Origin of the sequence: Paraburkholderia bryophila (genome assembly GCF_013409255.1) — a bacterium.
In the GTDB taxonomy this organism is placed as follows: domain Bacteria; phylum Pseudomonadota; class Gammaproteobacteria; order Burkholderiales; family Burkholderiaceae; genus Paraburkholderia.
The window spans coordinates 2,327,924-2,352,623 of the sequence record NZ_JACCAS010000001.1 but is presented as its reverse complement, the minus strand read 5'-3'; the positions used below and the strand labels follow the sequence as shown (position 1 = coordinate 2,352,623).

General features: G+C 62.6%; 21 protein-coding genes. 17 read left to right on the top strand and 4 right to left on the bottom strand.

What is annotated here, in order from left to right; translation table 11 throughout:
• Positions 1 to 2: 2 nt before the first annotated feature.
• Complete coding sequence (locus GGD40_RS10380; RefSeq protein ID WP_179743617.1) at positions 3 to 506, top strand: MarR family winged helix-turn-helix transcriptional regulator; 504 nt, start codon at positions 3 to 5, stop codon at positions 504 to 506.
• Positions 507 to 558: 52 nt separating this feature from the next.
• On the opposite strand, the gene GGD40_RS10375 is transcribed toward GGD40_RS10380, so the two are convergent.
• Complete coding sequence (locus tag GGD40_RS10375) at positions 559 to 1,836, bottom strand: amino acid deaminase (protein ID WP_179706946.1); 1,278 nt, start codon at positions 1,834 to 1,836, stop codon at positions 559 to 561.
• A gap of 158 nt (positions 1,837 to 1,994) precedes the next feature.
• Here GGD40_RS10375 and GGD40_RS10370 point away from each other — a divergent pair, with 158 nt between their 5' ends.
• The 3 genes from GGD40_RS10370 to GGD40_RS10360 all read left to right on the top strand — a co-directional run bounded on the left by GGD40_RS10370 (position 1,995) and on the right by GGD40_RS10360 (position 4,849).
• Positions 1,995 to 2,885, top strand: a complete 891-nt coding sequence (locus tag GGD40_RS10370) for a MurR/RpiR family transcriptional regulator (protein ID WP_105510924.1) — start codon at positions 1,995 to 1,997, stop codon at positions 2,883 to 2,885.
• A 3-nt stretch (positions 2,886 to 2,888) separates the two neighbouring features.
• Complete coding sequence (locus GGD40_RS10365) at positions 2,889 to 4,370, top strand: N-acyl-D-amino-acid deacylase family protein (RefSeq protein ID WP_179743615.1); 1,482 nt, start codon at positions 2,889 to 2,891, stop codon at positions 4,368 to 4,370.
• A gap of 92 nt (positions 4,371 to 4,462) precedes the next feature.
• Positions 4,463 to 4,849 (top strand): RidA family protein, encoded by a 387-nt coding sequence (locus GGD40_RS10360; protein ID WP_179708866.1) that lies wholly within the window; start codon positions 4,463 to 4,465, stop codon positions 4,847 to 4,849.
• Between the two features lie 732 nt (positions 4,850 to 5,581).
• Here the strand turns inward: GGD40_RS10360 and queF are convergent.
• Genes queF through ilvA form a run of 3 tightly spaced genes read right to left on the bottom strand, consistent with a single transcriptional unit; the run spans position 5,582 to position 8,960 of the window.
• Positions 5,582 to 6,406 carry an NADPH-dependent 7-cyano-7-deazaguanine reductase QueF gene (gene queF, locus GGD40_RS10355; RefSeq protein ID WP_179743613.1) on the bottom strand — a complete coding sequence of 275 codons (825 nt, stop codon included), beginning with the start codon at positions 6,404 to 6,406 and terminating at the stop codon, positions 5,582 to 5,584.
• On the bottom strand, positions 6,403 to 7,305 hold the full coding sequence (locus GGD40_RS10350; RefSeq protein WP_179743612.1) for a 5'-nucleotidase: 903 nt from the start codon (positions 7,303 to 7,305) through the stop codon (positions 6,403 to 6,405). The genes queF and GGD40_RS10350 overlap by 4 nt, the downstream gene beginning before the upstream one ends.
• 23 nt (positions 7,306 to 7,328) lie before the next feature.
• Positions 7,329 to 8,960, bottom strand: coding sequence for a threonine ammonia-lyase, biosynthetic (gene ilvA, locus GGD40_RS10345; RefSeq protein WP_179744920.1), 1,632 nt, complete (start codon positions 8,958 to 8,960; stop codon positions 7,329 to 7,331).
• A 396-nt stretch (positions 8,961 to 9,356) separates the two neighbouring features.
• On the opposite strand from ilvA, the gene GGD40_RS10340 reads away from it, so the two are divergent.
• The 13 genes from GGD40_RS10340 to clsB all read left to right on the top strand — a co-directional run bounded on the left by GGD40_RS10340 (position 9,357) and on the right by clsB (position 24,449).
• Entirely contained in the window at positions 9,357 to 13,451 is a 4,095-nt protein-coding gene (locus GGD40_RS10340) for a DUF3683 domain-containing protein (RefSeq protein WP_179743610.1), read from the top strand.
• A 34-nt stretch (positions 13,452 to 13,485) separates the two neighbouring features.
• Positions 13,486 to 13,914: an HIT family protein gene (locus GGD40_RS10335; RefSeq protein ID WP_179743608.1), complete on the top strand. Its 429-nt coding sequence runs from the start codon at positions 13,486 to 13,488 to the stop codon at positions 13,912 to 13,914.
• A gap of 88 nt (positions 13,915 to 14,002) precedes the next feature.
• A complete protein-coding gene (locus tag GGD40_RS10330; RefSeq protein ID WP_179743607.1) occupies positions 14,003 to 14,416 on the top strand; it encodes a gamma-butyrobetaine hydroxylase-like domain-containing protein in 414 nt (137 codons plus the stop codon).
• 67 nt (positions 14,417 to 14,483) lie between these two features.
• A complete protein-coding gene (gene ubiE / locus GGD40_RS10325) occupies positions 14,484 to 15,215 on the top strand; it encodes a bifunctional demethylmenaquinone methyltransferase/2-methoxy-6-polyprenyl-1,4-benzoquinol methylase UbiE (RefSeq protein ID WP_035553465.1) in 732 nt (243 codons plus the stop codon).
• Between the two features lie 38 nt (positions 15,216 to 15,253).
• Positions 15,254 to 16,249, top strand: coding sequence for a Tim44 domain-containing protein (locus tag GGD40_RS10320; RefSeq protein ID WP_179743606.1), 996 nt, complete (start codon positions 15,254 to 15,256; stop codon positions 16,247 to 16,249).
• A 153-nt stretch (positions 16,250 to 16,402) separates the two neighbouring features.
• Positions 16,403 to 17,047 (top strand): ubiquinone biosynthesis accessory factor UbiJ, encoded by a 645-nt coding sequence (locus tag GGD40_RS10315; RefSeq protein WP_035553461.1) that lies wholly within the window; start codon positions 16,403 to 16,405, stop codon positions 17,045 to 17,047.
• A 15-nt stretch (positions 17,048 to 17,062) separates the two neighbouring features.
• A complete protein-coding gene (ubiB, locus tag GGD40_RS10310) occupies positions 17,063 to 18,640 on the top strand; it encodes a ubiquinone biosynthesis regulatory protein kinase UbiB (protein WP_179706936.1) in 1,578 nt (525 codons plus the stop codon).
• A 26-nt stretch (positions 18,641 to 18,666) separates the two neighbouring features.
• Positions 18,667 to 19,290 (top strand): methyltransferase domain-containing protein, encoded by a 624-nt coding sequence (locus tag GGD40_RS10305; RefSeq protein ID WP_179743605.1) that lies wholly within the window; start codon positions 18,667 to 18,669, stop codon positions 19,288 to 19,290.
• A 180-nt stretch (positions 19,291 to 19,470) separates the two neighbouring features.
• The gene (locus GGD40_RS10300) at positions 19,471 to 19,875 is read left to right on the top strand and encodes an FmdB family zinc ribbon protein (RefSeq protein WP_179743604.1); all 405 of its coding nucleotides are present in this window, start codon (positions 19,471 to 19,473) and stop codon (positions 19,873 to 19,875) included.
• Positions 19,876 to 19,949: 74 nt separating this feature from the next.
• Positions 19,950 to 20,603, top strand: coding sequence for a DUF502 domain-containing protein (locus GGD40_RS10295; RefSeq protein WP_035553453.1), 654 nt, complete (start codon positions 19,950 to 19,952; stop codon positions 20,601 to 20,603).
• 63 nt (positions 20,604 to 20,666) lie between these two features.
• Complete coding sequence (gene aspS / locus GGD40_RS10290) at positions 20,667 to 22,466, top strand: aspartate--tRNA ligase (RefSeq protein ID WP_179706930.1); 1,800 nt, start codon at positions 20,667 to 20,669, stop codon at positions 22,464 to 22,466.
• Between the two features lie 214 nt (positions 22,467 to 22,680).
• Positions 22,681 to 23,193, top strand: a complete 513-nt coding sequence (nudB, locus tag GGD40_RS10285) for a dihydroneopterin triphosphate diphosphatase (protein ID WP_179743603.1) — start codon at positions 22,681 to 22,683, stop codon at positions 23,191 to 23,193.
• Positions 23,190 to 24,449 carry a cardiolipin synthase ClsB gene (gene clsB, locus GGD40_RS10280; protein WP_179743602.1) on the top strand — a complete coding sequence of 420 codons (1,260 nt, stop codon included), beginning with the start codon at positions 23,190 to 23,192 and terminating at the stop codon, positions 24,447 to 24,449. Before nudB ends, clsB begins: the two co-directional genes overlap by 4 nt.
• Positions 24,450 to 24,700 lie beyond the last annotated feature (251 nt).

Sequence of the window (24,700 nt, the reverse complement as noted above, 5' to 3'; positions counted from 1 at the left end):
ATATGGAAGAACAGGATCACGTCGCCGTCATGCAGCAATTCGGCCGCACCTATCGGGCGTTCATGTCGGCGTTCGAGGCGCAGGTCGGTCATCCGCTGCCGCGCTGGCGCATTCTGTTGGCGCTGCATGACCAGGCCGGCGAGTCGTCGCAGAAGCGGCTGGTGGAGCGCTTGCGGGTGGATCCGGGCGCGTTGACGCGGCAGTTGAAAACGCTCGAAGCGTTGGGCTGGATCGCGCGCAGCATGGACACGCGCGATAACCGCGTGACCAATGTGCGCCTGACCGAAGCGGGGAAAGCAGCGACGGAGGCCAGTTTGCCGCGTCGCAAGGCTTTCGTGCATGACACGATGGCGGCGCTGCCGGACGACGTGCTGGGCGCGTTGTCCGGCGCGTTGAAGATGCTCGAGGTGAGGATCGGAGAAGTAATGGCAACGGGTAACTGTAATGCCGCTGACGCGAGCGCTACGCAAACAGCGGAACCGGCGAGCAGCGCCGCGTCACGTTAGTCAGCACCGGCGCGCTTCACCTCCCTCGCACAGCGCGCCGTTCAGAACACAATCAGAAGAACGTTTCGATCACTTCAGTCACGCGATACGCCGGATCGACCACCAGCACCTGACGCCACTTGTCGAACGTCAGGCACGGATGCGAAATGTCGAACGCGATCATGTCGCCCACTTTCAGATCGGCGCCGGCGGGAATCCGCAGATACGCGTGCTGATCCATCAAACCGAAAATCTCCCAACCTTCGCTCGCCGCGACGTCGCGTGGCGCTTCGTTGCCCGGACGGTAGTGGCGCGCCGGCTCCGGCATGCCCGCGTCGAACGCGGAGTCGCGCTTGCCGAGACCGATGATTGCGCGATCCGGCTCGGGAATCGACTGCACATACGCCCACAATTGCAGCGCGGGCAGCAAGCCTTCGCCCATTTTCTTCGCGACGGGATTACGCGCGAAGATGTCGGTCTGCGCCTTGCGATAAACGCCGACGTCATGTGTCAGGTAACAGCCGGGACGCAACACGACCTCGACCTTGCCGTCTTCCGACGCCTTCACGAATTCTTCCGCGACCACGTCGTACCACGCTGATCCTGCGCCCGACAACACCGCCGGTGTACGCGCGAAGCGGCCTTCATCGACCAGCGCGCGCGTGACCGCGACCGCGCTTTGCAGGAACTCGCGAACTTCCTGTTCTTCCTTCAGCACGCCTTCATACAACTCGACACCGGCGAGCTTCAGCACGTCCGGATAACGCGCGATCGCTTCAAGCACCGCGTTGCGCTGCGCTTCGTCGCGCACGCCGGTGCGGCCGCCCGGCACGCCGAGTTCGAGCAGCACTTGCAACTGCTTATGCACCGACGCGAAGAACTCGCCCAACTGCTCGACGCCTTCGACCGAATCGACGAGGCAGAAGAATTCGAAATCCGGATCGCTCAGCAACTCGGCGACCATCATCATGTTGCGGCGGCCCACCAGTTGATTGGCCATCAGAATGCGCGACACGCCGCCGTGATACGCCGCGCGCACCTGGTGCGCGGTGGCGAGCGTGATGCCCCACGCGCCGGTTTCAAGCTGACGTCGAAACAGTTGCGGCGCCATGGTGGTCTTGCCGTGCGGCGCGAGCTTGACGCCATATTCCGCGACGAACGCCTGCATCCATTTCAGGTTGTGTTCCACGCGATCCGCGTACAGCACGGCGGCCGGCAGGCTCACGTCTTCATTCAACAGATTCCACTCGAGGCGTGCCGTGTCCGTGAGTTGGATGCTGGCGCCCGGAACCATGCCCAAGCCCTTGCTATAAGGATCAATCGTCGCGCCCTGATAGTTTGTAACTTTCATGTCTCCCTGCTCCATCGTCCAGTTAAATTGAATCAAAGTTGACTTTAGCATGTTACCGAAAGTACGATGATCGAAGAAATGTTATTTAGTACCACAGTCTGCGTCACAATCCGACGAAGGCTTTTTGTCAGCCTTCGGGCGTCATCCCACAGTTTGCAATGAACTCAACCGCCGAGCCGTTGACCTTCGATATCGTCGCGCGCATCGCCGAATGTGCGCCGGAACTGCGCTCGGCCGAGCGCAAGGTCGCCGCGCTGATTCTCGACGATCTGACGGGCGCGTCGCGCGCCAGCATCGGCGCGCTCGCGCAGCAGGCCGAGGTGAGCGTCGCGACCGTCACGCGCTTTGCCAAGGCGGTGGGCTGCCGCGACGTGCGGGAACTGAAACTGCGACTCGCGCAGGCGGCCGCCGTCGGACAGCGCTTCCTGCAGCCTGGCGGCGCGGGCGACGCGCCCGAGCCGATCGCCACCCGCATCTTCGACGAACTGCAGAACGCACTGGCGCATAACCATCAATTGTTGCGGCAGGCGCCGTTCAGCGACGCGGCCGCCGCGTTGCGCGCCGCGCGAATGATCTACGTATTCGGCATGGGCGGCGGCTCGACCGCGCTCGCGGACGAAATGCGCTTTCGTCTCGTACGACTCGGCCGACCCGTCGCCACCTATCAGGACGGCTTGTTGCAGCGCATGGTCGCGAGCACGGTGTCGCGCGAGTGCGTGGTGATTGCGCTGTCCACCACCGGACGCGTGCCTGAGATGGTCGAGAACTGCAAAATCGCGCGCAGCTACGGCGCGAGCGTGATCGCGTTGACCGCACCGGCCTCGCCGTTGGCCAGACTTGCCGACTGGGTGATTCCGATCGTCGCTTTTGAAACCGATTTCATTTACAAGCCGTCGTCGTCGCGCTACGCGATGATGATGGCGCTCGATGTGCTCGTTACCGAACTCGCCGTCAGTCAGGGCGACGAGAGCCGTGAATTGCTGCGCCGCATGAAGCACGCACTCGACGCGCACCGCGGCGGTGGCGATCGACAACCGTTAGGAGACTGATCCATGCATTCGCATCCCGAAGCCGCCGATACGCTGATCGTCGGCGCGCAACTGTATGACGGCACGGGCGCACCGCCGGTGGAGCGCGATGTCGCGATCCGCGATGGGCGCATCGTCGCGATCGGCAATCTGTCGAACTGGCTCGCCGAAGACCTGGTCGAGGCTAACGGGCGCGCACTGGCGCCGGGTTTCATCGACGTTCATACGCACGACGACACGCACGTGATCCGCTCGCCGCAAATGCTGCCGAAGATCACGCAGGGCGTGACGACGGTGATCGTCGGCAATTGCGGAATCAGCGCGTCGCCGGTGGCGTTGAAGGGCGACCCGCCGGATCCGATGAATCTGCTCGGCGAGCGTGACGCGTTCCAGTATCCGACCTTTGCCGCTTATGTCGACGCTGTGAACGCGGCGCGTCCGGCGGTGAATGTCGGCGCGTTGATCGGACATACGGCGTTGCGCAGCAATCAGATGGACCGGCTCGATCGCGCGGCGACGGCCGAGGAAATCGACGGCATGCGCGCGCAGCTCGAAGAGGCGTTGGCGAATGGCGCACTGGGTCTGAGTTCAGGGCTCGCGTATGGCTCGGCGTTTTCGGCGCCGACCGAAGAGGTGATGGCGTTGGCCGAACCGCTCGCCGCCGCCGGCGCGCTGTACACCACGCACATGCGCACCGAGTTCGACGCGATTCTCGACGCAATGGACGAAGCTTACCGGGTGGGTCGTCACGCGCATGTGCCGGTGGTGATTTCGCATTTGAAGTGCGCGGGGCCGTCGAACTGGGGACGCAGCGAGGAAGTGCTGAAGTCGCTCGAAGGTGCGCGGCGTTTGCAGCCGATCGGTTGCGATTGTTATCCGTACAACCGCAGTTCGTCGACGCTGGATCTGAAGCAGGTGACGGGCGACATCGACATTACGATTACGTGGTCGGAGCCGCATCCGGAGATGGCGGGCAAGCTCGTCAAGGAGATCGCGGCGGAGTGGGGCGTCACGCAGCAGGAGGCGGGCAAGCGCTTGCAGCCGGCGGGCGCGGTGTATCACAACATGTCCGAGGACGACGTGCGGCGCATTCTCTCGCATCCCGCGACGATGGTTGGCTCGGACGGCTTGCCGAACGATCCGATGCCGCATCCGCGCTTGTGGGGAGCGTTTCCGCGCGTGCTCGGGCATTACGCGCGCGACGCCGGTTTGCTGCCGCTTGAAGAGGCCGTGCGCAAGATGACCGGTCTGTCGGCGCGGCGGTTCGGGTTGGCGCAGCGCGGCGAGGTGCATATCGGCTATCACGCGGATCTGGTGTTGTTCGACCCCGCGAAGGTGCGCGACGCGGCGACGTTTGAAAAGCCGGAGCAGGCGGCGGATGGGATCGACGCGGTTTGGGTGAATGGCGTGCTGACGTATCGCGATGGTGAAGTGACGGGTGAAAGGGCAGGTCATTTCGTGGCGCGCGGTGCGGCGTCGAAGGGCGATGCGCAGGGTGCGTTTTGAGCGGTTTGTTCTTACTGGTTTTCTGATTTTCTGATTGATGTGGCAGGTGGTGGTGTTTACGCCGCGTGCCGGATTTTTTTAGGAGTGTGATGATGAAGCGTTATGGCGTTGAAGGCGGGAAGGGAACGGGTGGTCAACATATGCCGTTTGCTCGCGCGGTTGAAGCGGATGGCTGGCTGTTCGTTTCCGGACAGACGCCGATGGAGAATGGCGAAGTGATCAACGGCGGGATCGTGGAGCAATCGCACAAGGCGATTCAGAATGTGTTCGCGATTTTGAAGGAAGCCGGGTATGGGGCGGAGGATGTGGTCCGCTGTGGGGTGTGGCTCGACGATCCGCGTGACTTCGCTTCGTTCAACAAGGTGTTCCGCGAGTATTTCGGCGAGAATCCGCCGGCGCGGGCTTGTGTGGTTTCTTCAATGGTGATCGACTGTCGCGTTGAGGTGGACTGCGTTGCTTATAAGAAGCCTGCGGGTTGAGTGGGTTTGGTTTGTTGTGTTGTGTTGGCCTTTCCTTGCTTTGTTAGTGGTCTATTAGCGTTGCCCCTGTGCGGGGCCGCACCTACTTCTCTTTGCCGCGGCAAAGAGAAGTAGGCAAGAGAAAGCCGCTCACACCGCTAATTTTTAAGCGGCATCCGTGGTCTGCGACGGGTAGTGGTGCATCTGGAATCCGTGCTCTCGCACACTCCGCGTTGGTGACACGGCATCATTCTTCCCGCCTCGCGCTGCGCGCTCGCCGGAATGGTCTGTCTGGAGCTTCGGGTTTCGCTTTTGCGCGGCGGGAGCCGTCGGCTTCGCCTCGGCGAGATGCCATAAAAAATGGGTGGCTGAAGCCGCGACGGTTGATCTGAGCTACGCGGCGGATACCGCCCGCGATTGATGAATTCCGGCTGAGCACCAAAACCGCAAAGTGTGTGCGGAACAATCACGACGGCGCGCGTAGCGCCGCCGGAAGAATGACTGCTGTGCCACTATCGCCGAATGCGCGAGAGCACTGATTCCAGATGAGCCACTACCGTGACTGTGCGGGGGACCCGCTTAAGAATTAGCGGTGTGAGCGGCTTTCTCTTGCCTACTTCTCTTTGCCGCGGCAAAGAGAAGTAGGTGCCGCCCCGCACAGGGGCGACGCCAATAGACCACTAACAAAGCAAGGAAAGGCCAACACCGTAGGCAATCAACCCAAGCGCCAAGCAGGCAAAAAAACCACTACCCTCACTGCCGAGCCAACCGAAAATTATCCGGCATCGGCAAATTATAGTTAGTCCGAAACGGATTGATATCCAACCCACCACGCCGCGTATAGCGCGCATACACCGCGAGCTTGACCGGCTTGCAAGCCTTCAGCACATCGATAAAAATCCGCTCAACACACTGCTCATGAAACCCAGTGTGATTCCGATAAGAAATGATGTACCGCAACAACCCCGCATGATCGATCTGCGGCCCGACATAATGAATCTGCACCGTGCCCCAATCCGGCTGCCCAGTCACCGGACAATTCGACTTCAGCAGATTGGAAAACACCGTCTCCTCAACCGGCGCCTCATCGAGCGCGGCACTCAGCAACGAAGCATCCGGCTGATAAACATCGGTATCCAGATCCAGCCGATCCAGCGACAAACCCTCAAACTCGTCCATCTGCAACTTGCCGAACTCATACGGCGCCGTCAGATGCACCGACACAGTCGCCCCGCATGAAGCAGACACATCCCGCTTGATCGTATCGCGCACCACCTCCATCGACTCAAACGCCGTCTGCGCAAACGAGCCGAGATACAGCTTGAACGACTTCGACTCGACGATATTCGGCGAATCCGCCGGCACGAAGAACGTCGCTACCGCGATCTGCGGCTTGCCGCGCGCATTCAGCCACGACAACTCATACGCGTTCCAGATGTCCGTGCCGAAAAACGGCAACTGCGCGCCAATGCCGATCGCTTCACGCGCATTCTTGCGCGCAATCGGAAACAGCAACGAAGCGTCGTACTGTTCGGTGTAAGTGGAAGCCTTGCCCAGCGGTGATTGTTCGGGTGTCATGATGCGTTCACGATGCCACTCAGCACGTGCCCCGTCGCCGTCACGACGCGGGCCGATTCGCAATGGCCAATTTGGTCGTCGAAGAAAAAGTCGGGCTCGAACTCGCGCAAAAATGCGCTCTTGTCGAGGCCGCCGAGAAACATCGCTTCGTCGATTTCGATGTTCCACGCCATTAAAGTGCGGATCGCTCGCTCATGCGCAGGCGCCGAGCGCGCCGTCACCAATGCCGTACGAATATGCATCGGTGCAGCTTCATCCGCGAGTTTTTGCAGCCGGTGCAGCGCTTCGAGCAACGGCTTCAACGGACCGTCCGCGAGCGGCAGATCCTTGTTGTGAATCTCATGACCGAGGAAGGCGCGCAAACCGTCTTTCTGGAACACGCGCTCGGCTTCATCGGAAAACAGCACCGCGTCGCCGTCGAAGGCAATGCGGATTTCATCCGGATACTTGCTCGCCATTTTCGCCGATTCGGGCAACACGCGCGCGGCAGGAAATCCGGCGGCCAGCGCGTCGCGCACGTCGTCCTGATTCGCGGACAGAAACAGCGACGCGTTCAACGGCTTCAGATAGCCGAACGGCGCCCGCCCGCGAGTAAAAACGCCGCGCTCGATCGCGAGGCCATGTTCGCGGCACGAGTGAAACGCACGCAATCCGCTGATCGGATCGCTGCGCGACAAAATCACCACTTCCACGCGATGCCCGCCCGCGTTCAACGCCAGCAGCTTGCGAATCAGCGGAAACGCCACGCCGGGTTTGGCGGGCACGGTCAGCCGGTCGCGCTGCAGCGCTTCATACTGCTGAAGGTTGCCGTCCTCGTACACGCGGTTCTCTTCCTCGAAGTCGAACAGCGCGCGCGACGAAATGGCCACTACCAGTTTGTCGACAAGCGTAAGAGCCATCTGCGTGTTTCGATCCTAAAAGGTCAGGCGAGGAATAAGCGGTACACCGGGTTGCGCGTCTCTTCCCAGTTCGGATAACCGAGCGTGGCGAGAAACTGGTCGAACGTGGGGTTCTCGCTTTCGGGCACCTGAATGCCGACCAGGATCGAGCTGTAGTCCGCGCCCTGGTTGCGGTAATGGAACAGGCTGATATTCCAGTTCGGCGCCATCGACGACAGGAATTTCATCAGCGCACCCGGCCGTTCGGGAAACTCGAAACGGAACAGACGTTCGCTATGCGCGAGTGGCGAGCGGCCGCCGACCATGTAGCGGATGTGCTGCTTCGAGAGTTCATCGAAGGTTAGATCGACCGTCGCGAAGCCGTGCGCCTCGAATGCGCCCGCGATCTGCGCCGATTCGCTGCGATTGCGGATCTGCACGCCCACGAAAATGTGCGCGGAATTCGCATCCGCAATCCGGTAGTTGAATTCGGTGACGCTGCGCGTGCCGAGCAGTTCGCAGAAGCGTCGGAAGCTGCCACGCTCTTCGGGGATCGTCACAGCAAATACCGCCTCGCGCGCTTCACCGACTTCGGCGCGCTCGGCGACGAAACGCATGCGATCGAAATTCATGTTCGCGCCGGACGTGATCGCGATCAGCGTCTGGTTTTCGATGCCTTCACGCTCGGCGTATTGTTTCGCGCCGGCCACTGCGAGCGAGCCCGCGGGTTCGAGCACGCTGCGCGTGTCCTGGAACACGTCCTTGATTGCGGCGCAGAGGGCGTCGGTGTTCACGAGCAGCACGTCGTCGAGATATTCGCGGCACAGGCGGAAGGTTTCTTCACCCACCAGCTTTACCGCAGTGCCGTCAGAGAACAGACCCACTTCGCTCAGCGTGACGCGTTCACCCGCTTTCAGCGAGACGGCCATCGCGCACGAATCGTCGGTCTGCACGCCGATCACCTTGATCTCCGGGCGCACCGATTTCACGTACGCAGCGACACCCGCCGCGAGTCCGCCGCCACCGATCGGCACGAAGATCGCGTGGATCTGGCCCTGGTGCTGGCTCAGAATTTCCATCGCGACAGTGCCCTGTCCGGCGATCACATACGGATCGTCGAACGGATGCACGAAGGTCAATCCACGCTCTTCCTGCAACTTCACCGCGTGGCCATAAGCGTCGCTGTACGACTCGCCGAACTGCACCACCTCGACAGTCGGCCCGCCATGCGAGCGCACTGCATCGACCTTCAGTTGCGGCGTGGTCACCGGCACGACGATGATCGCCTTCACCCCCATGCGTGCCGCCGACAGCGCCACACCCTGCGCATGATTGCCCGCCGATGCGGTAATCACCCCACGCTCCAGCGCTTCCGCCGGAATGTGCGCCATCTTGTTGTACGCGCCGCGCACCTTGAACGAGAACACCGGCTGGTTGTCCTCGCGCTTCAGATAGACCGGATTGCGTAGACGCGCCGACAGATTCGGCGCGTGTTCGAGTTCGGTCTCGCGGGCCACGTCATAAACGCGCGCGGTCAGGGTTTTCTTCAGATAGTCGTGGGAAGCCATGCGGGTGGCGCGGTGCGCTTTGCGGGACGGGAAAGGGTCAATGATAGCGCCAACCGTGCCGGCTCTGGCCTTCCGCCGATGCGCCGCAAGCCTGTCCCCACGGCCCATCCGACCGTTCGGTCGGCAAATTCGCGGCATCCGCGCGAACGCCTGATTCATGACGAAAACGCCTGAAGCCCCGTCACTAACCCGATTTCAGCCGTCAACGCGTGGCGGAATCATGCGGTAGAATTCCATTTTGGAATAAGGATCGGAAGATGCACTGGCAGCCTCGGATCGCCCACTTGATGCCCGTCCCGCGTGAGTCTTGCCCCGCGGCGGAGCGTCTCGTCCGCCACGCACGATCGTGTAGCTAGAACCGAGCGCCGCGAAGCGATCGATGTGGGTCTGGCCGTCGGTTGTGCTTCGCTCCCCTAGAAGATTTCCAGCATTGCGCCCCACGCGCACCGTCAGCCGACGCCTCTTCGACGAGCGCGCCGGGCTGACCTACCGAGTCGTCCGACTATGAACGCACCTCAAGTTTTCGATCCGCACGGGGCCGCCACTGCGGTGGCCGCCGATCCCGAAGCGCGTCTGCGCGAAATTCCTTATAACTACACGTCGTTTTCCGACCGTGAAATCGTTATTCGTCTGCTAGGCGACGACGCCTGGGCGGTGCTCGCCGAATTGCGCGCGGAACGCCGCACCGGCCGCTCGGCACGGATGCTGTACGAAGTGCTCGGCGATATCTGGGTCGTGCGCCGCAATCCGTATCTGCAAGACGACATGCTCGACAATCCGAAGCGTCGCGCGCAGTTGATCGAAGCGTTGCATCACCGCCTGACCGAGATCGACAAGCGCCGTCGCGCCGATCTGACGGCGCACGGCGACGAAGCCGGCGTGGACCGCGCCGCGCGCGTCGACACGCTGGTGCAGGCCGCGCGCCGCGCGGTCGACGATTTCAAGAGCGAATTCCAGAAGACTTACGACCTGCGTCGCCGCGCGACCAAGGTGCTCGGCAAGGTCACGGAAAAAGACAACATCAAGTTCGACGGTTTGTCCCGCGTTTCGCACGTGACCGACGCGACCGACTGGCGCGTCGAATACCCGTTCGTCGTGCTGACGCCGGATACCGAAGCCGAAATCGCCGGCATGATCAAGGCGTGTTTCGAACTCGGTCTGACCGTGATTCCGCGCGGAGGCGGCACGGGTTACACCGGCGGCGCGGTGCCGCTCACGCCGTTCTCGGCCGTGATCAACACCGAAAAGCTCGAACAGCTCGGCGCGGTCGAGATGACCGAACTGCCGGGGGTCGACCGTAAAGTCGCGACGATTTTCTCCGGCGCGGGCGTGGTCACGCGTCGCGTGACCGAGGCGGCCGAGCAGGCCGGCTTCGTGTTCGCGGTCGACCCGACTTCGCTGGACGCGTCGTGCGTGGGCGGTAACGTGGCGATGAACGCGGGCGGCAAGAAGGCGGTGTTGTGGGGCACGGCGCTCGACAATCTGGCCTGGTGGCGCATGGTCGACCCGGAAGGCAACTGGCTCGAAGTCACGCGTCTTGACCACAACATGGGCAAGATTCACGACATCGAAGTCGCGCGTTTCCGGCTCGACTGGTTCGACGGTAACTACGCGCCGGGCGAAAAGCTGCTGCGTACCGAGGCGCTCGACATCAAGGGCCGCGTGTTCCGTAAGGAAGGTCTCGGCAAGGACGTCACGGATAAATTCCTCGCCGGTTTGCCGGGCGTGCAGAAAGAAGGCTGCGACGGGCTGATCACGTCCGCGCGCTGGGTGCTGCACAAGATGCCCGCGCATACGCGCACCGTCTGCCTCGAATTCTTCGGCCAGGCGCGCGAAGCGATTCCGAGCATCGTCGAAATCAAGGACTACCTGTTCGAAACGTCGAAGCAGGGCGGCGCGATTCTCGCCGGCCTCGAACACCTCGACGAACGCTATCTGCGCGCGGTCGGCTACGCGACCAAGAGCAAGCGCAACGCGTTTCCGAAGATGGTGCTGATCGGCGACATCGTCGGCGACGATGCGGACGCGGTGGCGCAAGCCACCTCGGAAGTGGTGCGCATGGCCAACGGCAAGAGCGGCGAAGGCTTCGTCGCGGTCAATGCGGAGGCGCGCAAGCGTTTCTGGCTCGACCGCAGCCGCACCGCCGCGATCGCCAAGCACACCAACGCGTTCAAGATCAACGAAGACGTGGTGATTCCGCTGAACCGGATGGGCGAGTACACGGACGGCATCGAGCGGATCAACATCGAACTGTCGATCAAGAACAAGCTGCAACTGGTCGACGCGCTCGAAGCGTTCTTCAAGGCCGGCAAGCTGCCGCTCGGCAAGAGCGACGACGCGAACGAAATTCCGAGCGCCGAGCTGCTCGAAGACCGTGTGCAGCAGGCGCTCGATCTGATGAAGCGCGTGCGCACCCGCTGGGAATTCCTGCGCGACAAGCTCGATCTGTCGGTGCGCGAGGCGCAGCACTATCTGGTCGGTCTCGGCTACGAAGCGCTGACGGAGAAGTTTGCCGACCGCGCCGACGCGCAGCCGGACGCGACCGTGTTCCACATCACGCAGGACCGGACGATCCGCGTGTCGTGGAAGCAGGAAATCCGCGCCGAGTTGCGGCAGATCTTCAACGGCGGCGAGTTCAAGCCGATCCTCGAAGAAGCCCAGGCGATCCACAAGAAGGTGTTGCGTGGCCGCGTGTTCGTCGCGCTGCACATGCACGCGGGCGACGGCAACGTTCACACCAACCTGCCGGTCAATTCCGACAACTACGAGATGCTGCAGGACGCCCACAAGGCGGTTGCACGCATCATGAAGCTGGCGCGTTCGCTCGACGGCGTGATTTCCGGCGAGCACGGTATCGGCATTACCAAGCTTGAATTCCTGACCGATGAGGAAATCGGCGAATTCCGCGCTTATAAACAGCGTGTCGATCCGCATGGCCGCTTCAACGCGGGCAAGCTGCTCGAAGGCGCCGATCTGCGCAACGCCTACACGCCGAGCTTCGGCCTGATGGGCTACGAGTCGTTGATCATGCAACAGTCCGACATCGGCGCGATTTCCGAGTCGATCAAGGACTGCCTGCGTTGCGGCAAGTGCAAGCCGGTGTGCGCGACCCACGTGCCGCGCGCGAACCTGCTGTACAGCCCGCGCAACAAGATTCTCGCTACCTCGTTGCTGGTCGAGGCGTTCCTGTACGAAGAGCAGACCCGCCGCGGCGTGTCGATCAAGCACTGGGACGAATTCAACGACGTCGCCGATCACTGCACCGTCTGTCACAAATGCGTGACGCCGTGTCCGGTGAAGATCGACTTCGGCGACGTGACCATGAACATGCGCAATCTGCTGCGCAAAATGGGCAAGAAGAAGTTCAATCCGGGCAACGCGGCCGGCATGTTCTTCCTCAACGCGACCAATCCGCAGACCATCAACCTCGCGCGTACCGCGATGATGGGCATCGGCTACAAGGCGCAGCGCCTCGGCAACGAAGTGCTGAAGAAGTTCGCGAAGAAGCAGACGGCGCACCCGCCGGCGACCGTCGGCAAGCCGCCGGTCACGCAGCAGGTGATCCACTTCATGAACAAGAAGATGCCGGGCAACCTGCCGAAGAAAACCGCGCGCGCGTTGCTCGATATCGAGGACAACAAGATCGTCCCGATCATCCGCAATCCGAAGACGACTACGGCCGACACGGAAGCGGTGTTCTACTTCCCGGGCTGCGGTTCCGAGCGGCTGTTCTCGCAGGTGGGTCTCGCCACGCAAGCCATGTTGTGGGAAGCGGGCGTGCAAACCGTGCTGCCGCCGGGCTATCTGTGCTGCGGTTATCCGCAGCGCGGCTCGGGCCAGTTCGACAAGGCCGAACAGATCGTCACGGATAACCGCGTGCTGTTCCACCGTGTGGCCAACACGCTGAACTACCTCGACATCAAGACGGTCGTGGTGTCGTGCGGCACGTGCTACGACCAGCTCGCCGGCTACGAATTCGAGAAGATCTTCCCGGGCTGCCGGATCATCGACATCCACGAATTCCTGCTGGAGAAGGGTATCAAGCTCGAAGGCGTGAACGGCGTGCGCTACATGTATCACGACCCGTGCCACTCGCCGATCAAGACGATGGACCCGGTCAAGCTCGTCAATGATCTGATGGGTTCGGAGAAAGACGGCTACAAGATCGAGAAGAACGATCGTTGCTGTGGCGAATCCGGCACGCTGGCGGTGACGCGCCCCGACATTTCGACGCAGGTCCGCTTCCGCAAGGAAGAGGAGATGCGCAAGGGCGCGGCCAAGCTGCGCGGCATTCCGCTGGTGGCCGAAGCCGGCGCGAACGGGATCAATCCGGCCAATGCGTCGGCCGGCTCGGCGGGTGCGCCGGATGGCTCCGTGCTCAAGGCCGGCGACGGCCCGCAGCCGAACGGCGCCACCGAGGTGAAGATCCTGACGAGCTGCCCGTCCTGCCTGCAAGGGCTGTCGCGCTACAACGCCGACGCGGGCACCGAGGCGGACTACATCGTCGTCGAAATGGCACGCCACGTGCTGGGCGTTGACTGGATGTCCGACTACGTGCAACGGGCGAACAATGGCGGAATCGAGCGCGTGCTGGTTTAATGGCACGACTGACGATTCTTGCCTGAGGACGACGATGGACTGCGTTTTTTGCCGCGAAGACGGTGGCGATGTGCTGTGGCAGGACGACACCCTGCGTGTCGTCCTCGCCGACGAACATGATTACCCGGGCTTCTGCCGGGTGATCTGGAACAACCATGTGGTCGAATTCTCGGATCTCGCCGACGGCGACCGCGATCGCGTGATGAAGGCCGTGTACGCGGTCGAACGCGCGACGCGGCGCGTCATGCAGCCGGTCAAGGTGAATCTCGCGAGCCTCGGCAACCAGGTGCCGCACGTGCACTGGCACGTGATTCCGCGTTTTTCGAACGACGCGCATTTCCCTCTGCCCATCTGGGCGCCGCGTCAGCGCACGGTGTCCGAAGCGATGCTGTCGTCGCGCCGCGCGCAGGCTACGTTGCTGCGCGAAGCGGTGCGTCAGGAAATCGAACAGGCATTGGGTTGAGCGCTGCGCTCAACTTGCCGCGTCGCGCCAGGAGCCTTTCAAGGGCGCAAAGCTGGGACGGCGCGGCGTTTTCTTATGAGGCTCGATCATGAGCGGACTGACCCCCGATACACCTGTGCCGACCGGCGTGGTCGTGCATTCCAAATCGCGTGTGCTCGAATTGCAGTACGCAAACGGCGAAGCGTACCGGCTGCCGTTCGAGTTGTTGCGCGTGTATTCGCCGTCGGCGGAAGTGCAGGGCCACGGGCCCGGCCAGCAAACCCTGCAGACCGGCAAGCGCGACGTGACGATCACCATGATCGAAGGCGTCGGCAACTATGCGCTGCAGCCGACTTTCTCCGACGGGCACGCTACCGGTATCTATTCGTGGGACCAGTTGTACGACATGGCGGTGCATCAGGATGAACTCTGGGCCGCCTATCTCGCCAAACTGGAGGCAGCCGGCGTCGACCGGGATACGCCGATGATTCCATCCGGCGCTGCGCATGGGCACTGTCACTGATACGATTCGCCCTGATCGCCGCACTGATGCGGCGCAACATTTCAGAATACGCGAAAGGACAAGCGCGATGAGCAAAACCCACTTCGGCTTTCAATCGGTCGACGAACAGGACAAAGCGCAGAAGGTGGCGGGCGTGTTCCACTCGGTTGCCGCCAACTACGACTTGATGAACGACCTGATGTCGGGCGGGATGCACCGGGCGTGGAAGCTGTTCACCGTCGCTCAGGCCAACGTGCGGCCGGGTTACAAGGTGCTCGACATCGCGGGCGGCACGGGCGATCTGTCGAAAGCCTTCGCGAAGCGGGCCGGCGAAACCGGCGAGGTCTGGCACACCGACATCAACGAATCGATGCTGCGCGTGGGCCGCGATCGTCTGCTGGACAAGGGGGTGATCACCCCGGCGCTGCTTTGCGACGCCGAGAAAATTCCCTTTCCGGACAACTACTTCGACGTGGTCACGGTGGCGTTCGGCTTGCGCAACATGACGCACAAGGATATCGCGCTGGCGGAAATGCGGCGCGTGCTGAAGCCGTCGGGGCGCCTGCTGGTGCTGGAATTCTCGAAGGTGTGGGATCCGCTCAAAAAAGTCTACGACGTCTATTCTTTTAAGGTGTTGCCGTGGTTGGGCGAACGCTTTGCGAAGGACGCCGAGAGCTATCAATACCTGGCGGAATCGATCCGGATGCATCCGGACCAGGAAACTTTAAAAACAATGATGGAACAAGCGGGCCTGGACGGCGTCAAATATTACAATTTGTCAGCTGGCGTGGTAGCTTTACATGTGGGGACCAAATACTAGGGTTCCTAACCCATCGATTTTTAAAGGAAAGTACCAAAATGTCCGATTCAGGTGTGTTATCTCCCCGTAAGGTTAAGCGGTCGCTGGTGAGAAGAATCGGACTGATCGCGATGGTCGGTCTGATCGTGGCCGGCTCCCTCGCTTCGCTCGATGCGGAAGCTCGCCGCATGGGCGGTGGCCGTAGTATTGGCCGTCAGTCGAACACGGTTCAGCAGCAATCCGCCCCCTCGTCGCCTTCCCAAAGCAATCAGGCCATGCAGCAGCGTGCGCAGCCGGCTCCGGCGCCTTCGCCGGCCGCCGCCGCCGCGCCTAACCGCTCGCGCTGGCTTGGACCGATCGCCGGCCTGGCGGCCGGTCTGGGTATCGCCGCGCTGCTGTCGCACTTTGGTCTGGGCGGCGCGTTTGCCGGCGCTATGGCCAATATGATCGTGATCGCGGTGCTGGCCATGATCGGCATCTGGCTGGTGCGTCGCTTCATGAACCGCAAGCGCGACACGGCGCAACCGGCGTACGCCGGCGCTTCGCCGTCGCTGAATGCCGGCAACACCGGCTACGCGCCGCAGGAACCGCGCTACAGCGCGCCGCCCACCGGTTCGTATCTCGAGCCGCAAGGCAACCCGCTGAATACGCCGACCATCAACCCGGCGCCGGCTGTACCGGCTGGTTTCGATTCGGACGCGTTCCTGCGTAACGCCAAGGTGTACTTCGTGCGACTCCAAGCCGCATGGGACGTCGGCAATACGGAAGACATCCGCGAATTCACCACGCCGGAAATGTTCGCCGAAGTGAAGGTGGATCTGTCCTCGCGCGGTTCGGAGGCTAACCAGACGGACATCGTCCAGTTGAACGCCGAGATGCTGGGCGTCGAAGAGCGCGCGAACGAGTACTTCGCGAGCGTGCGCTTCTCCGGCCTGATCCGCGAAGCGCCAGGCGCGGCCGCGGAGCCGTTCGTCGAAGTGTGGAATCTGTCGAAGGCGAACCGTGCGGGCGAAGGCTGGCTGCTGGCCGGTATCCAGCAGGTCGCGCAGCACTGACACCATCGCGCGACAGCGTCGGGGCAACGCGGTTTGCCCTGACTTTGCACAAAGCGTTGGCCGTTCGGCATAGCAGGCCGCGAAGCGAACGGACGTTACAATAGGAACCCGCGCGGGCACCTCGCCCGCGCGGGTTTTTTCTTGCCACTTTCAATGACCCTCGCCGCCAAGCCCTTCGCTGCTGCTGTCAATCATCTGCTCGCCCGCGAATCGTGGGCTCGTGAGCGCCTCGCCCCTTACGCGGGCAAGACCGCCAGGCTGGCGTGCCCGCCGGTCGTGTTGACGCTGCTGGTGCAGCCCGACGGCTATCTTGGCGCAGTGGGCGAAACCGAGGCGCAACAGTTCGACGTGACGATCTCGGTGCCGTCCGACGCGTTGCCGGCGTTCGTGCAAGGCGGCCAGGCCGCCGTGATGAAGCACGTGAAGATCGAAGGCGACGCTGAGTTCGCCACGGTGATCGCCAAACTCGCCGAGCATCTGCGCTGGGAACCGGAAGAGGATCTGGCGAAATTCATCGGCGACGGGCCGGCCTGGCGGGTGGCCTCGGTCGTGCGCACGGTCGGTGAACACGTGCAGCGCACCGGGCGCAACCTGCTCGACACCGCTGCCGAATATCTGCTCGACGAAAATCCACAACTGGTGCGCCGCGCTGCGCTCGACGATTTCAACGTCGAGCTGGCGCGCGCGCGCGACGCGTTGGCGCGGGTCGAAAAACGCGTCGAGCGTCTTGAACAGAAGGTCGAAGCCCGCGGCGCCGATGCGCCGGGCGGCGCCGCCATGTCGCGCGGCACGCGCTAGTCAACGGGCACAACTATGCGTTTTCTGCGTTTTCTCAAGATTTTTTTCACGGTTATCCGCTTCGGTCTCGATGAGATGATGCTCGGCCGCATCAACGACCGGCGCGTGCGGTTGCTGCTGCGTATCGCCATGATCGGCCGCAAGTTCGAAGCGCCGCCGGGCGTGCGCTTGCGGCTTGCGCTGGAGAGCCTCGGGCCGATCTTCGTGAAGTTCGGCCAGGTGTTGTCGACACGCCGCGACTTGTTGCCGGTCGATATCGCCAATGAATTAGCGAAGCTGCAGGATCAGGTGCCACCGTTCGATTCGGCGGTGGCGATCGGTTTGGTCGAGAGCGCACTCGGCGCGCCGGTCGACGTGCTGTTCGACGATTTCGAACGGACGCCGGTGGCGAGTGCGTCGATCGCACAGGTGCACTTCGCGAAGGTGAAGGCCGGGCAGCATGCTGGCAAGTCCGTCGCGGTGAAGGTGCTGCGGCCGAACATGCTGCCGGTGATCGACTCCGACCTCGCGCTGCTGCGCGACATCGCCGTCTGGGCCGAACGCCTGTGGGCCGACGGCAAGCGCCTTAAGCCGCGCGAGGTGGTCGCCGAATTCGACAAATACCTGCACGACGAACTCGATCTGATGCGCGAGGCGGCCAACGGCAGCCAGTTGCGTCGCAACTTCGCGGGGCTCGATCTGCTGCTGGTGCCGGAAATGTATTGGGAGTTCTGCACGCCCACGGTGCTGGTCATGGAGCGCATGGTCGGCGTGCCGATCAGCCAGGTCGAGACGCTGCGAGCGGCGGGCGTGGACATTCCGAAGCTGGCGCGCGAAGGCGTCGAGATTTTCTTCACCCAGGTGTTCCGCGACGGCTTTTTTCACGCCGACATGCACCCGGGCAACATTCAGGTGAGCCTCGATCCGGCGCACTTCGGCCGTTATATCGCGCTCGACTTCGGCATCATCGGCGCGCTGTCGGACTTCGATAAAAACTATCTGGCGCAGAACTTCCTCGCGTTCTTCAAGCGCGACTACCATCGCGTCGCCACGCTGCATCTGGAGTCGGGCTGGGTGCCGCCCACCACGCGCGTCGAGGAACTCGAAAGCGCGATCCGTGCGGTCTGCGAGCCGTATTTCGACCGCGCGCTAAAAGATATTTCGCTCGGTCAGGTGCTGATGCGTTTGTTTTCCACGTCGCGCCGCTTCAACGTCGAGATTCAGCCGCAACTGGTTCTGCTGCAAAAGACCATGCTCAACGTGGAAGGGCTCGGCCGCTCGCTCGATCCTGAACTGGATCTGTGGAAGACCGCGAAGCCGTATCTCGAACGCTGGATGAACGAACAGATCGGCCTGCGCGGCTGGTACGAACGGTTGAAGATCGAGGCGCCGCAGTGGAGTAAGACGCTGCCGCAGTTACCGCGCCTGATTCATCACGTGCTGGCCGAGCGGCACGACAACAAGCACGGCGCGAACGACGACATGATTCGCCAGATCCTGCTCGAACAGAAGCGCACCAACCGTTTGCTGCAAGGCCTGCTGTTGTTCGGCGTGGCGGTCGGCGTGGGCGCGGTGCTAGCGCGGGCGTTTCTGGCGCTCGCGTACGGCGGTTGATTCAGACCTGATCCACGAGGCATGCAATGAGCGACCCGACCCAACCTGCCGTGCCTGACTTCACAAGTCGCGACCCCAATTCGCCGCGGTTCTGGGACGAGCGCTTCGAGCGCGGCTTCATGCCTTGGGATCAGGCGGGCGTGCCGTCGGCGTTTCAGGCTTTCGCCGCTCGCCACTCAGGCGCGGCGGTGCTGATTCCGGGCTGTGGCAGCGCGTACGAGGCGCTCTGGCTGGCCGAGCACGGCAACCCGGTTCGAGCGATTGATTTCTCGCCGGCCGCAGTTGCGGCGGCGCATGCACAATTGGGCGCGCAGCACGCGCATCTGGTGGAGCAGGCGGACTTCTTCACCTACGAGCCACCCTTCGCGCCCGAGTGGATTTATGAGCGGGCTTTTCTCTGTGCATTGCCGATTGCGCTCCGCGCCGACTACGCACGACGCATGGCCGAACTCTTGCCCAACGGCGCGCAGCTTGCCGGTTTCTATTTCATCGGCGCGACGCCGAAAGGGCCGCCGTTCGGCATCGAACGCGCCGAGCTCGACGCGCTGCTCAAGCCGTACTTCGAGCTGATCGAAGACGAAGCCGTGAACGACTCGATTCCGGTGTTCGCTGGACGTGAGCGCTGGCTAACCTGGCGTCGTCGCGGCTAAGTCCGCGCGTCCGCGTTCGGCGCGGACCATTGGCCGCCCTTGATTTGACCCCCGCCGCCCCCATTTACGCGTCCGGCGGCTGCGTCGGGCCCCGTCCCCGAAAACCGGGGGAGGGACATCGTTTGCGGCTATAATTCAAGGCTTTGCAAGCGTTTACTAGATTTCAGTAGGGAAAAGATCATGCCGATCTACGCGTATCGTTGCGAGTCATGCGGCTTCGGGAAGGACGTGCTTCAGAAGATGAGCGATCCCCAGTTGTCGCAGTGTCCCGAATGCGGGAAAGACACGTTTCGCAAGCAGGTGACTGCAGCGGGTTTCCAGTTGAAGGGTTCCGGCTGGTACGTCACCGATTTCCGCAATGGCAATAGCGGCGCGAAGGCGCCGGCCAAGCCCGACGCGAATGGCGCAGCCAATGGCGGCAGCGCCGAGAATGGCGCAGCTGCCGAAAACGGCACCGCGAAATCCGACACGGCCCCAGCCGCTGGCGCAGCCGCCGCCGGGTCGTCGAATGCAGCCGCAACGCCGGCCGCGCCTGCTGCCGCACCGGCAGCGGCGCCGAGTTCGAGCGGTTCCGGCAGCGCCTAGTCGGACTGCCGCCCTCACGGGCGGCGCACACGCCGCGCGCCGGTCCTGACCCGCGCGGCTTTCTGGCGGTACACATGACGACGAAAAAAACGACGCTCAAATCGGTGTTCCTGACTGGCCTGCTGGTGCTGGTGCCTCTGGCTATCACACTGTGGGTGCTCGGCCTGATCATCGGCACGATGGACCAGACGCTGTTGCTGCTGCCCAGTTCCTGGCAGCCGGAGCGCGCGCTCGGCTTTCGTCTGCCGGGGCTCGGCGCGGTGCTCACGCTCGCTTTTATCTTTGTCGTCGGGCTGTTGACGCAGAACTTCATCGGGCAGAAGCTCGTGAAGTGGTGGGAAGTCGTGGTCGCGCACATTCCGGTGGTCGGCCCGATTTACACCAGCGTCAAACAGGTGTCGGATACCTTGCTGTCGAGCAGCGGCAATGCGTTTCGCAAGGCGCTGCTGATCGAGTATCCGCGCCGCGGCTCCTATACGATTGCGTTTCTGACCGGAATTCCGGGCGGCGACGTGGTCAACCACCTGAAAGAAGATCACGTCAGCGTGTATGTGCCGACTACGCCGAACCCCACGTCCGGCTTCTTCCTGATGGTGCCCAAGAGCGAAGTGATCGAGCTCGACATGACGGTCGACGCAGCGCTCAAGTACATCGTCTCGATGGGCGTCGTGGCGCCGTCCGCGCCGCCGGCGCCGGTGCGCCGCACGACAGTCGAGCCTCCGCTGTAATGCCGGTGCGTGGCGTTCATCGCCGCGCGCCGCTCAACCAATGCATAACGAAAGACAAACATCATGTCGATGAGATCTGAATACTGCGGTCTGGTGACCGAAGAACTGCTGGGCCAATCCGTCTCGCTGTGCGGCTGGGTAAGCCGCCGCCGCGACCATGGCGGCGTCATCTTCATCGACCTGCGCGATCGCGAAGGCCTCGTTCAGGTTGTCTGCGACCCGGACCGCGCGGAGATGTTCAAGACCGCCGAAGGCGTGCGCAACGAGTTCTGCGTGCAAATCAAGGGCGTGGTGCGTAACCGTCCGGAAGGCACCACGAACGCCACGCTGAAGAGCGGCAAGATCGAAGTGTTGTGCCACGAGCTGATCGTGCTGAACGCGTCGATCACGCCGCCGTTCCAGCTCGACGACGACAACCTGTCGGAAACCACGCGCCTCACGCATCGCGTGCTCGATCTGCGCCGTCCGCAGATGCAGCACAACCTGCGTCTGCGCTACCGCGTCGCGATCGAAGCGCGTAAGTACCTCGACGGCCAGGGTTTCATCGACATCGAAACGCCGATGCTCACCAAGAGCACGCCGGAAGGCGCGCGCGACTACCTCGTGCCGTCGCGTACGAACCCGGGTCAGTTCTTCGCGCTGCCGCAATCGCCGCAGTTGTTCAAGCAACTGCTGATGGTGGCGAACTTCGATCGCTACTACCAGATCGTCAAGTGCTTCCGCGACGAAGACCTGCGCGCCGACCGTCAGCCGGAATTCACGCAGATCGACTGTGAAACCTCGTTCCTGACGGAACAGGAAATTCGTGATCTGTTCGAAGCGATGATCCGTCACATCTTCCAGGAAACGATCGGCGTCTCGCTGGACGAAAAATTCCCGGTCATGCTGTATTCGGAAGCCATGCGCCGTTTCGGTTCGGACAAGCCCGACCTGCGCGTGAAGCTCGAATTCACGGACCTGACCGACGCCATGAAAGACGTCGATTTCAAGGTGTTCAGCACGCCGGCTAACACGAAAGACGGCCGCGTTGCCGCGATTCGCGTGCCGAAGGGCGGCGAGCTCTCGCGTGGCGATATCGACAGCTACACGGAATTCGTGCGCATCTACGGCGCGAAGGGTCTGGCCTGGATCAAGGTCAACGAAGTCGCGAAGGGCCGTGACGGTCTGCAAAGCCCGATCGTCAAGAACCTGCACGACGAAGCGGTCAAGGCGATCATCGAGCGCACCGGCGCGCAAGACGGCGACATCATTTTCTTCGCGGCAGATCGCGCGAAGGTGGTGAACGACAGCCTGGGCGCGCTGCGTCTGAAGATCGGCCATTCGGAATTCGGCAAGGCCAACGGTCTGGTCGAGTCCGGCTGGAAGCCGCTGTGGGTGATCGACTTCCCGATGTTCGAGTACGACGAGGAAGACAACCGTTACGTCGCCGCGCATCACCCGTTCACGAGCCCGAAGGACGAGCACCTCGAGTATCTGGAAACGGATCCGGCGCGCTGCCTCGCGAAGGCCTACGACATGGTGCTGAACGGCTGGGAAATCGGCGGCGGTTCGGTGCGTATCCACCGTGAAGAAGTGCAGAGCAAGGTGTTCCGCGCGCTGAAGATCAACGCGGAAGAAGCGCAAGCCAAGTTCGGCTTCCTGCTCGACGCGCTGCAATACGGCGCGCCGCCGCACGGCGGTATCGCGTTCGGTCTGGACCGCATCGTCACGATGATGGCCGGCGCCGATTCGATCCGCGACGTGATCGCGTTCCCGAAGACGCAACGTGCGCAGTGTCTGCTCACGCAGGCGCCGAGCGAAGTGGACGAGCGCCAGTTGCGCGAGTTGCACATTCGTGTGCGTACGCCGGAACCGAAGGTATAAATAAGCAGGTTCAAGCGTGGCCCGCGCTGTCCGGAAACGGCAGCGTGCGGCGCGCGAAGCGGCAGGTGATCCACTGCCGCGATCAAAACCGAAACGAAAAAGGCGCAGAGGCAACTCCCAGCGCCTTTTTCGTTTTTTGCGTTACAGTCGCAGCAACAGCTTTCGACCGTCATCCGACATGTATCGCGCAGACCCTGCGCCCAGTTTCCACACCATGCCGAAACCGCCGAAGATTCCGCAATCCGTACTCGTCGTCATCCATACACCCGCGCTCGAGGTGCTGCTGATCGAGCGCGCCGACCATGCCGGCTTCTGGCAATCGGTGACCGGTTCCAAAGATCAGCTCGATGAAGCGTTCGGCGACACCGCCGTGCGCGAAGTCGCCGAAGAGACCGGCATTGTGATTGGCGGCCGGCTCGTGCCGCAAAGCGCGTTGTTCGACTGGCAATATTCGATCGAGTACGAGATCTACCCGGAGTTCCGGCATCGCTATGCCGAAGGCGTGATCCAGAACACCGAACACTGGTTCAGCGTGCAGGTGCCCGAGCAACTCAACGTGAGGCTCGCGCCGCGCGAGCACACCGCATTTATGTGGCTGCCGTATGAAGAGGCGGCGTCGCGCTGCTTTTCGTCGTCGAATGCGGATGCGATTCTGCAATTGCCGAAGCGGCTCGCCGGGCGTCACGCGACAGGTGCCGCGGCTGACGACGGCGAGCGTGACCAGTGAGCGTCGGCGGCGCGCGCCGTTTTGCCCGCCTGCGGCAATCGCTGCTCGGCCGCCGCTATTGGCAGCGCTATCGCTTCACTAGCGGCAACGACGTCAAGCTGCTGCGTTCCGGCGATGAATTCTTCAGCGCGTTGGTCGCGCGCATCGATGCCGCGCAACACGACGTCGTGCTCGAAACCTACATCTTCTGCCATGATGACGCCGGCAAGGCGATCAGCGAGGCATTGCTGCGCGCGGCCTCGCGCGGCGTGAAGGTGCGCGTGATTACCGACGGCATCGGCACCGCGCGCTTGCCAATGTTCACCGAGTGGCCGATGGCCGGCATCGACCATCGCATCTACAACCCGCATCTGTTCGGCCGCTTCGGCTTTTCGCGCACGCACCGCAAACTGGCGGTGATCGACGATCAGTTCGCCTATTGCGGCGGCATTAATATCGTCGACGACTACGAGAACGACGGCGAGCGGCTGCCTTACCGGCGTTGGGATTTCGCCGTCGAATTGCACGGACCAGTGGTCGCCGACGTGCGTCAGGCATTCGAAGTGCAATGGCGGCGGATTCGGCTCGGACACCGGCCGATCGAGTCATTGGAGCCGGACCTTGGACCGAAGACGAGCGCGTCGCTCGGCAGTTTGCGGCGACGCCGTCGGCGCCGCAACGAAGCCTTGTGGGCGGGCGGCGAGCCGTGCGTTGCGTTTGTTGCGCGCGACAACCTGATCAACCGTCGCGCCATCGAGAAAGCTTATCTGACCGCGATCGGCCAGGCGCGCAGCGAAGTGCTGCTGGCCAACCCGTACTTCATGCCGGGCCGCAAGCTGCGTCGCGCGCTGGTGTTGGCGGCGCGGCGCGGGGTCGACGTGAAGCTGATTGTCGGGCGCAAGGAGTTCAAGGCGCTCGATTACGCGGTGCCGTTTCTGTATCGCGCGCTGCTGAAGGCCGGCGTGCAGATCGCCGAGTACGAGAAGACGCTGCTGCACGGCAAGGTCGCGGTGGTGGATTCGAACTGGGCGACGGTCGGTTCGTCGAACCTCGACGCGCTGAGCCTGATGCTCAACAACGAAGCCAACGTGGTGCTGGTGAACGATCCCGCGATCGACGCGTTGCGTGAAGCGATTCTCGTCGCGTTCAAGGACTCGCGGCGCATCGACGAGGCGCATTACGACGCGCGGCCGGCTGGCGAGCGGGTGCTCAACTGGCTTGCCTATACGATGTATCGGGCCGTGATGAAGGTGTTGACGGTGGGTGGGTACGACTGAACCTGAACCCGTGCGTGCGTCTCCGCGACGCACTCACGCGCTCACGTATAGCCCCGCACGTTTCAGACCGATCCTAAAGACTCTCCGTGAAGTGGCAAACATAATCTGCGCTCGATAAAAATCGGGCGACCAGATGCATGACATGCGTCGCCGATCTATCGACCTTCTTCACGCCCAGCAGCCGGTTCGACTGCACACTCACGGCAAGCGGACCGGCCGCGTCACGGAGACGCCATTGCCCACCTCGCCAG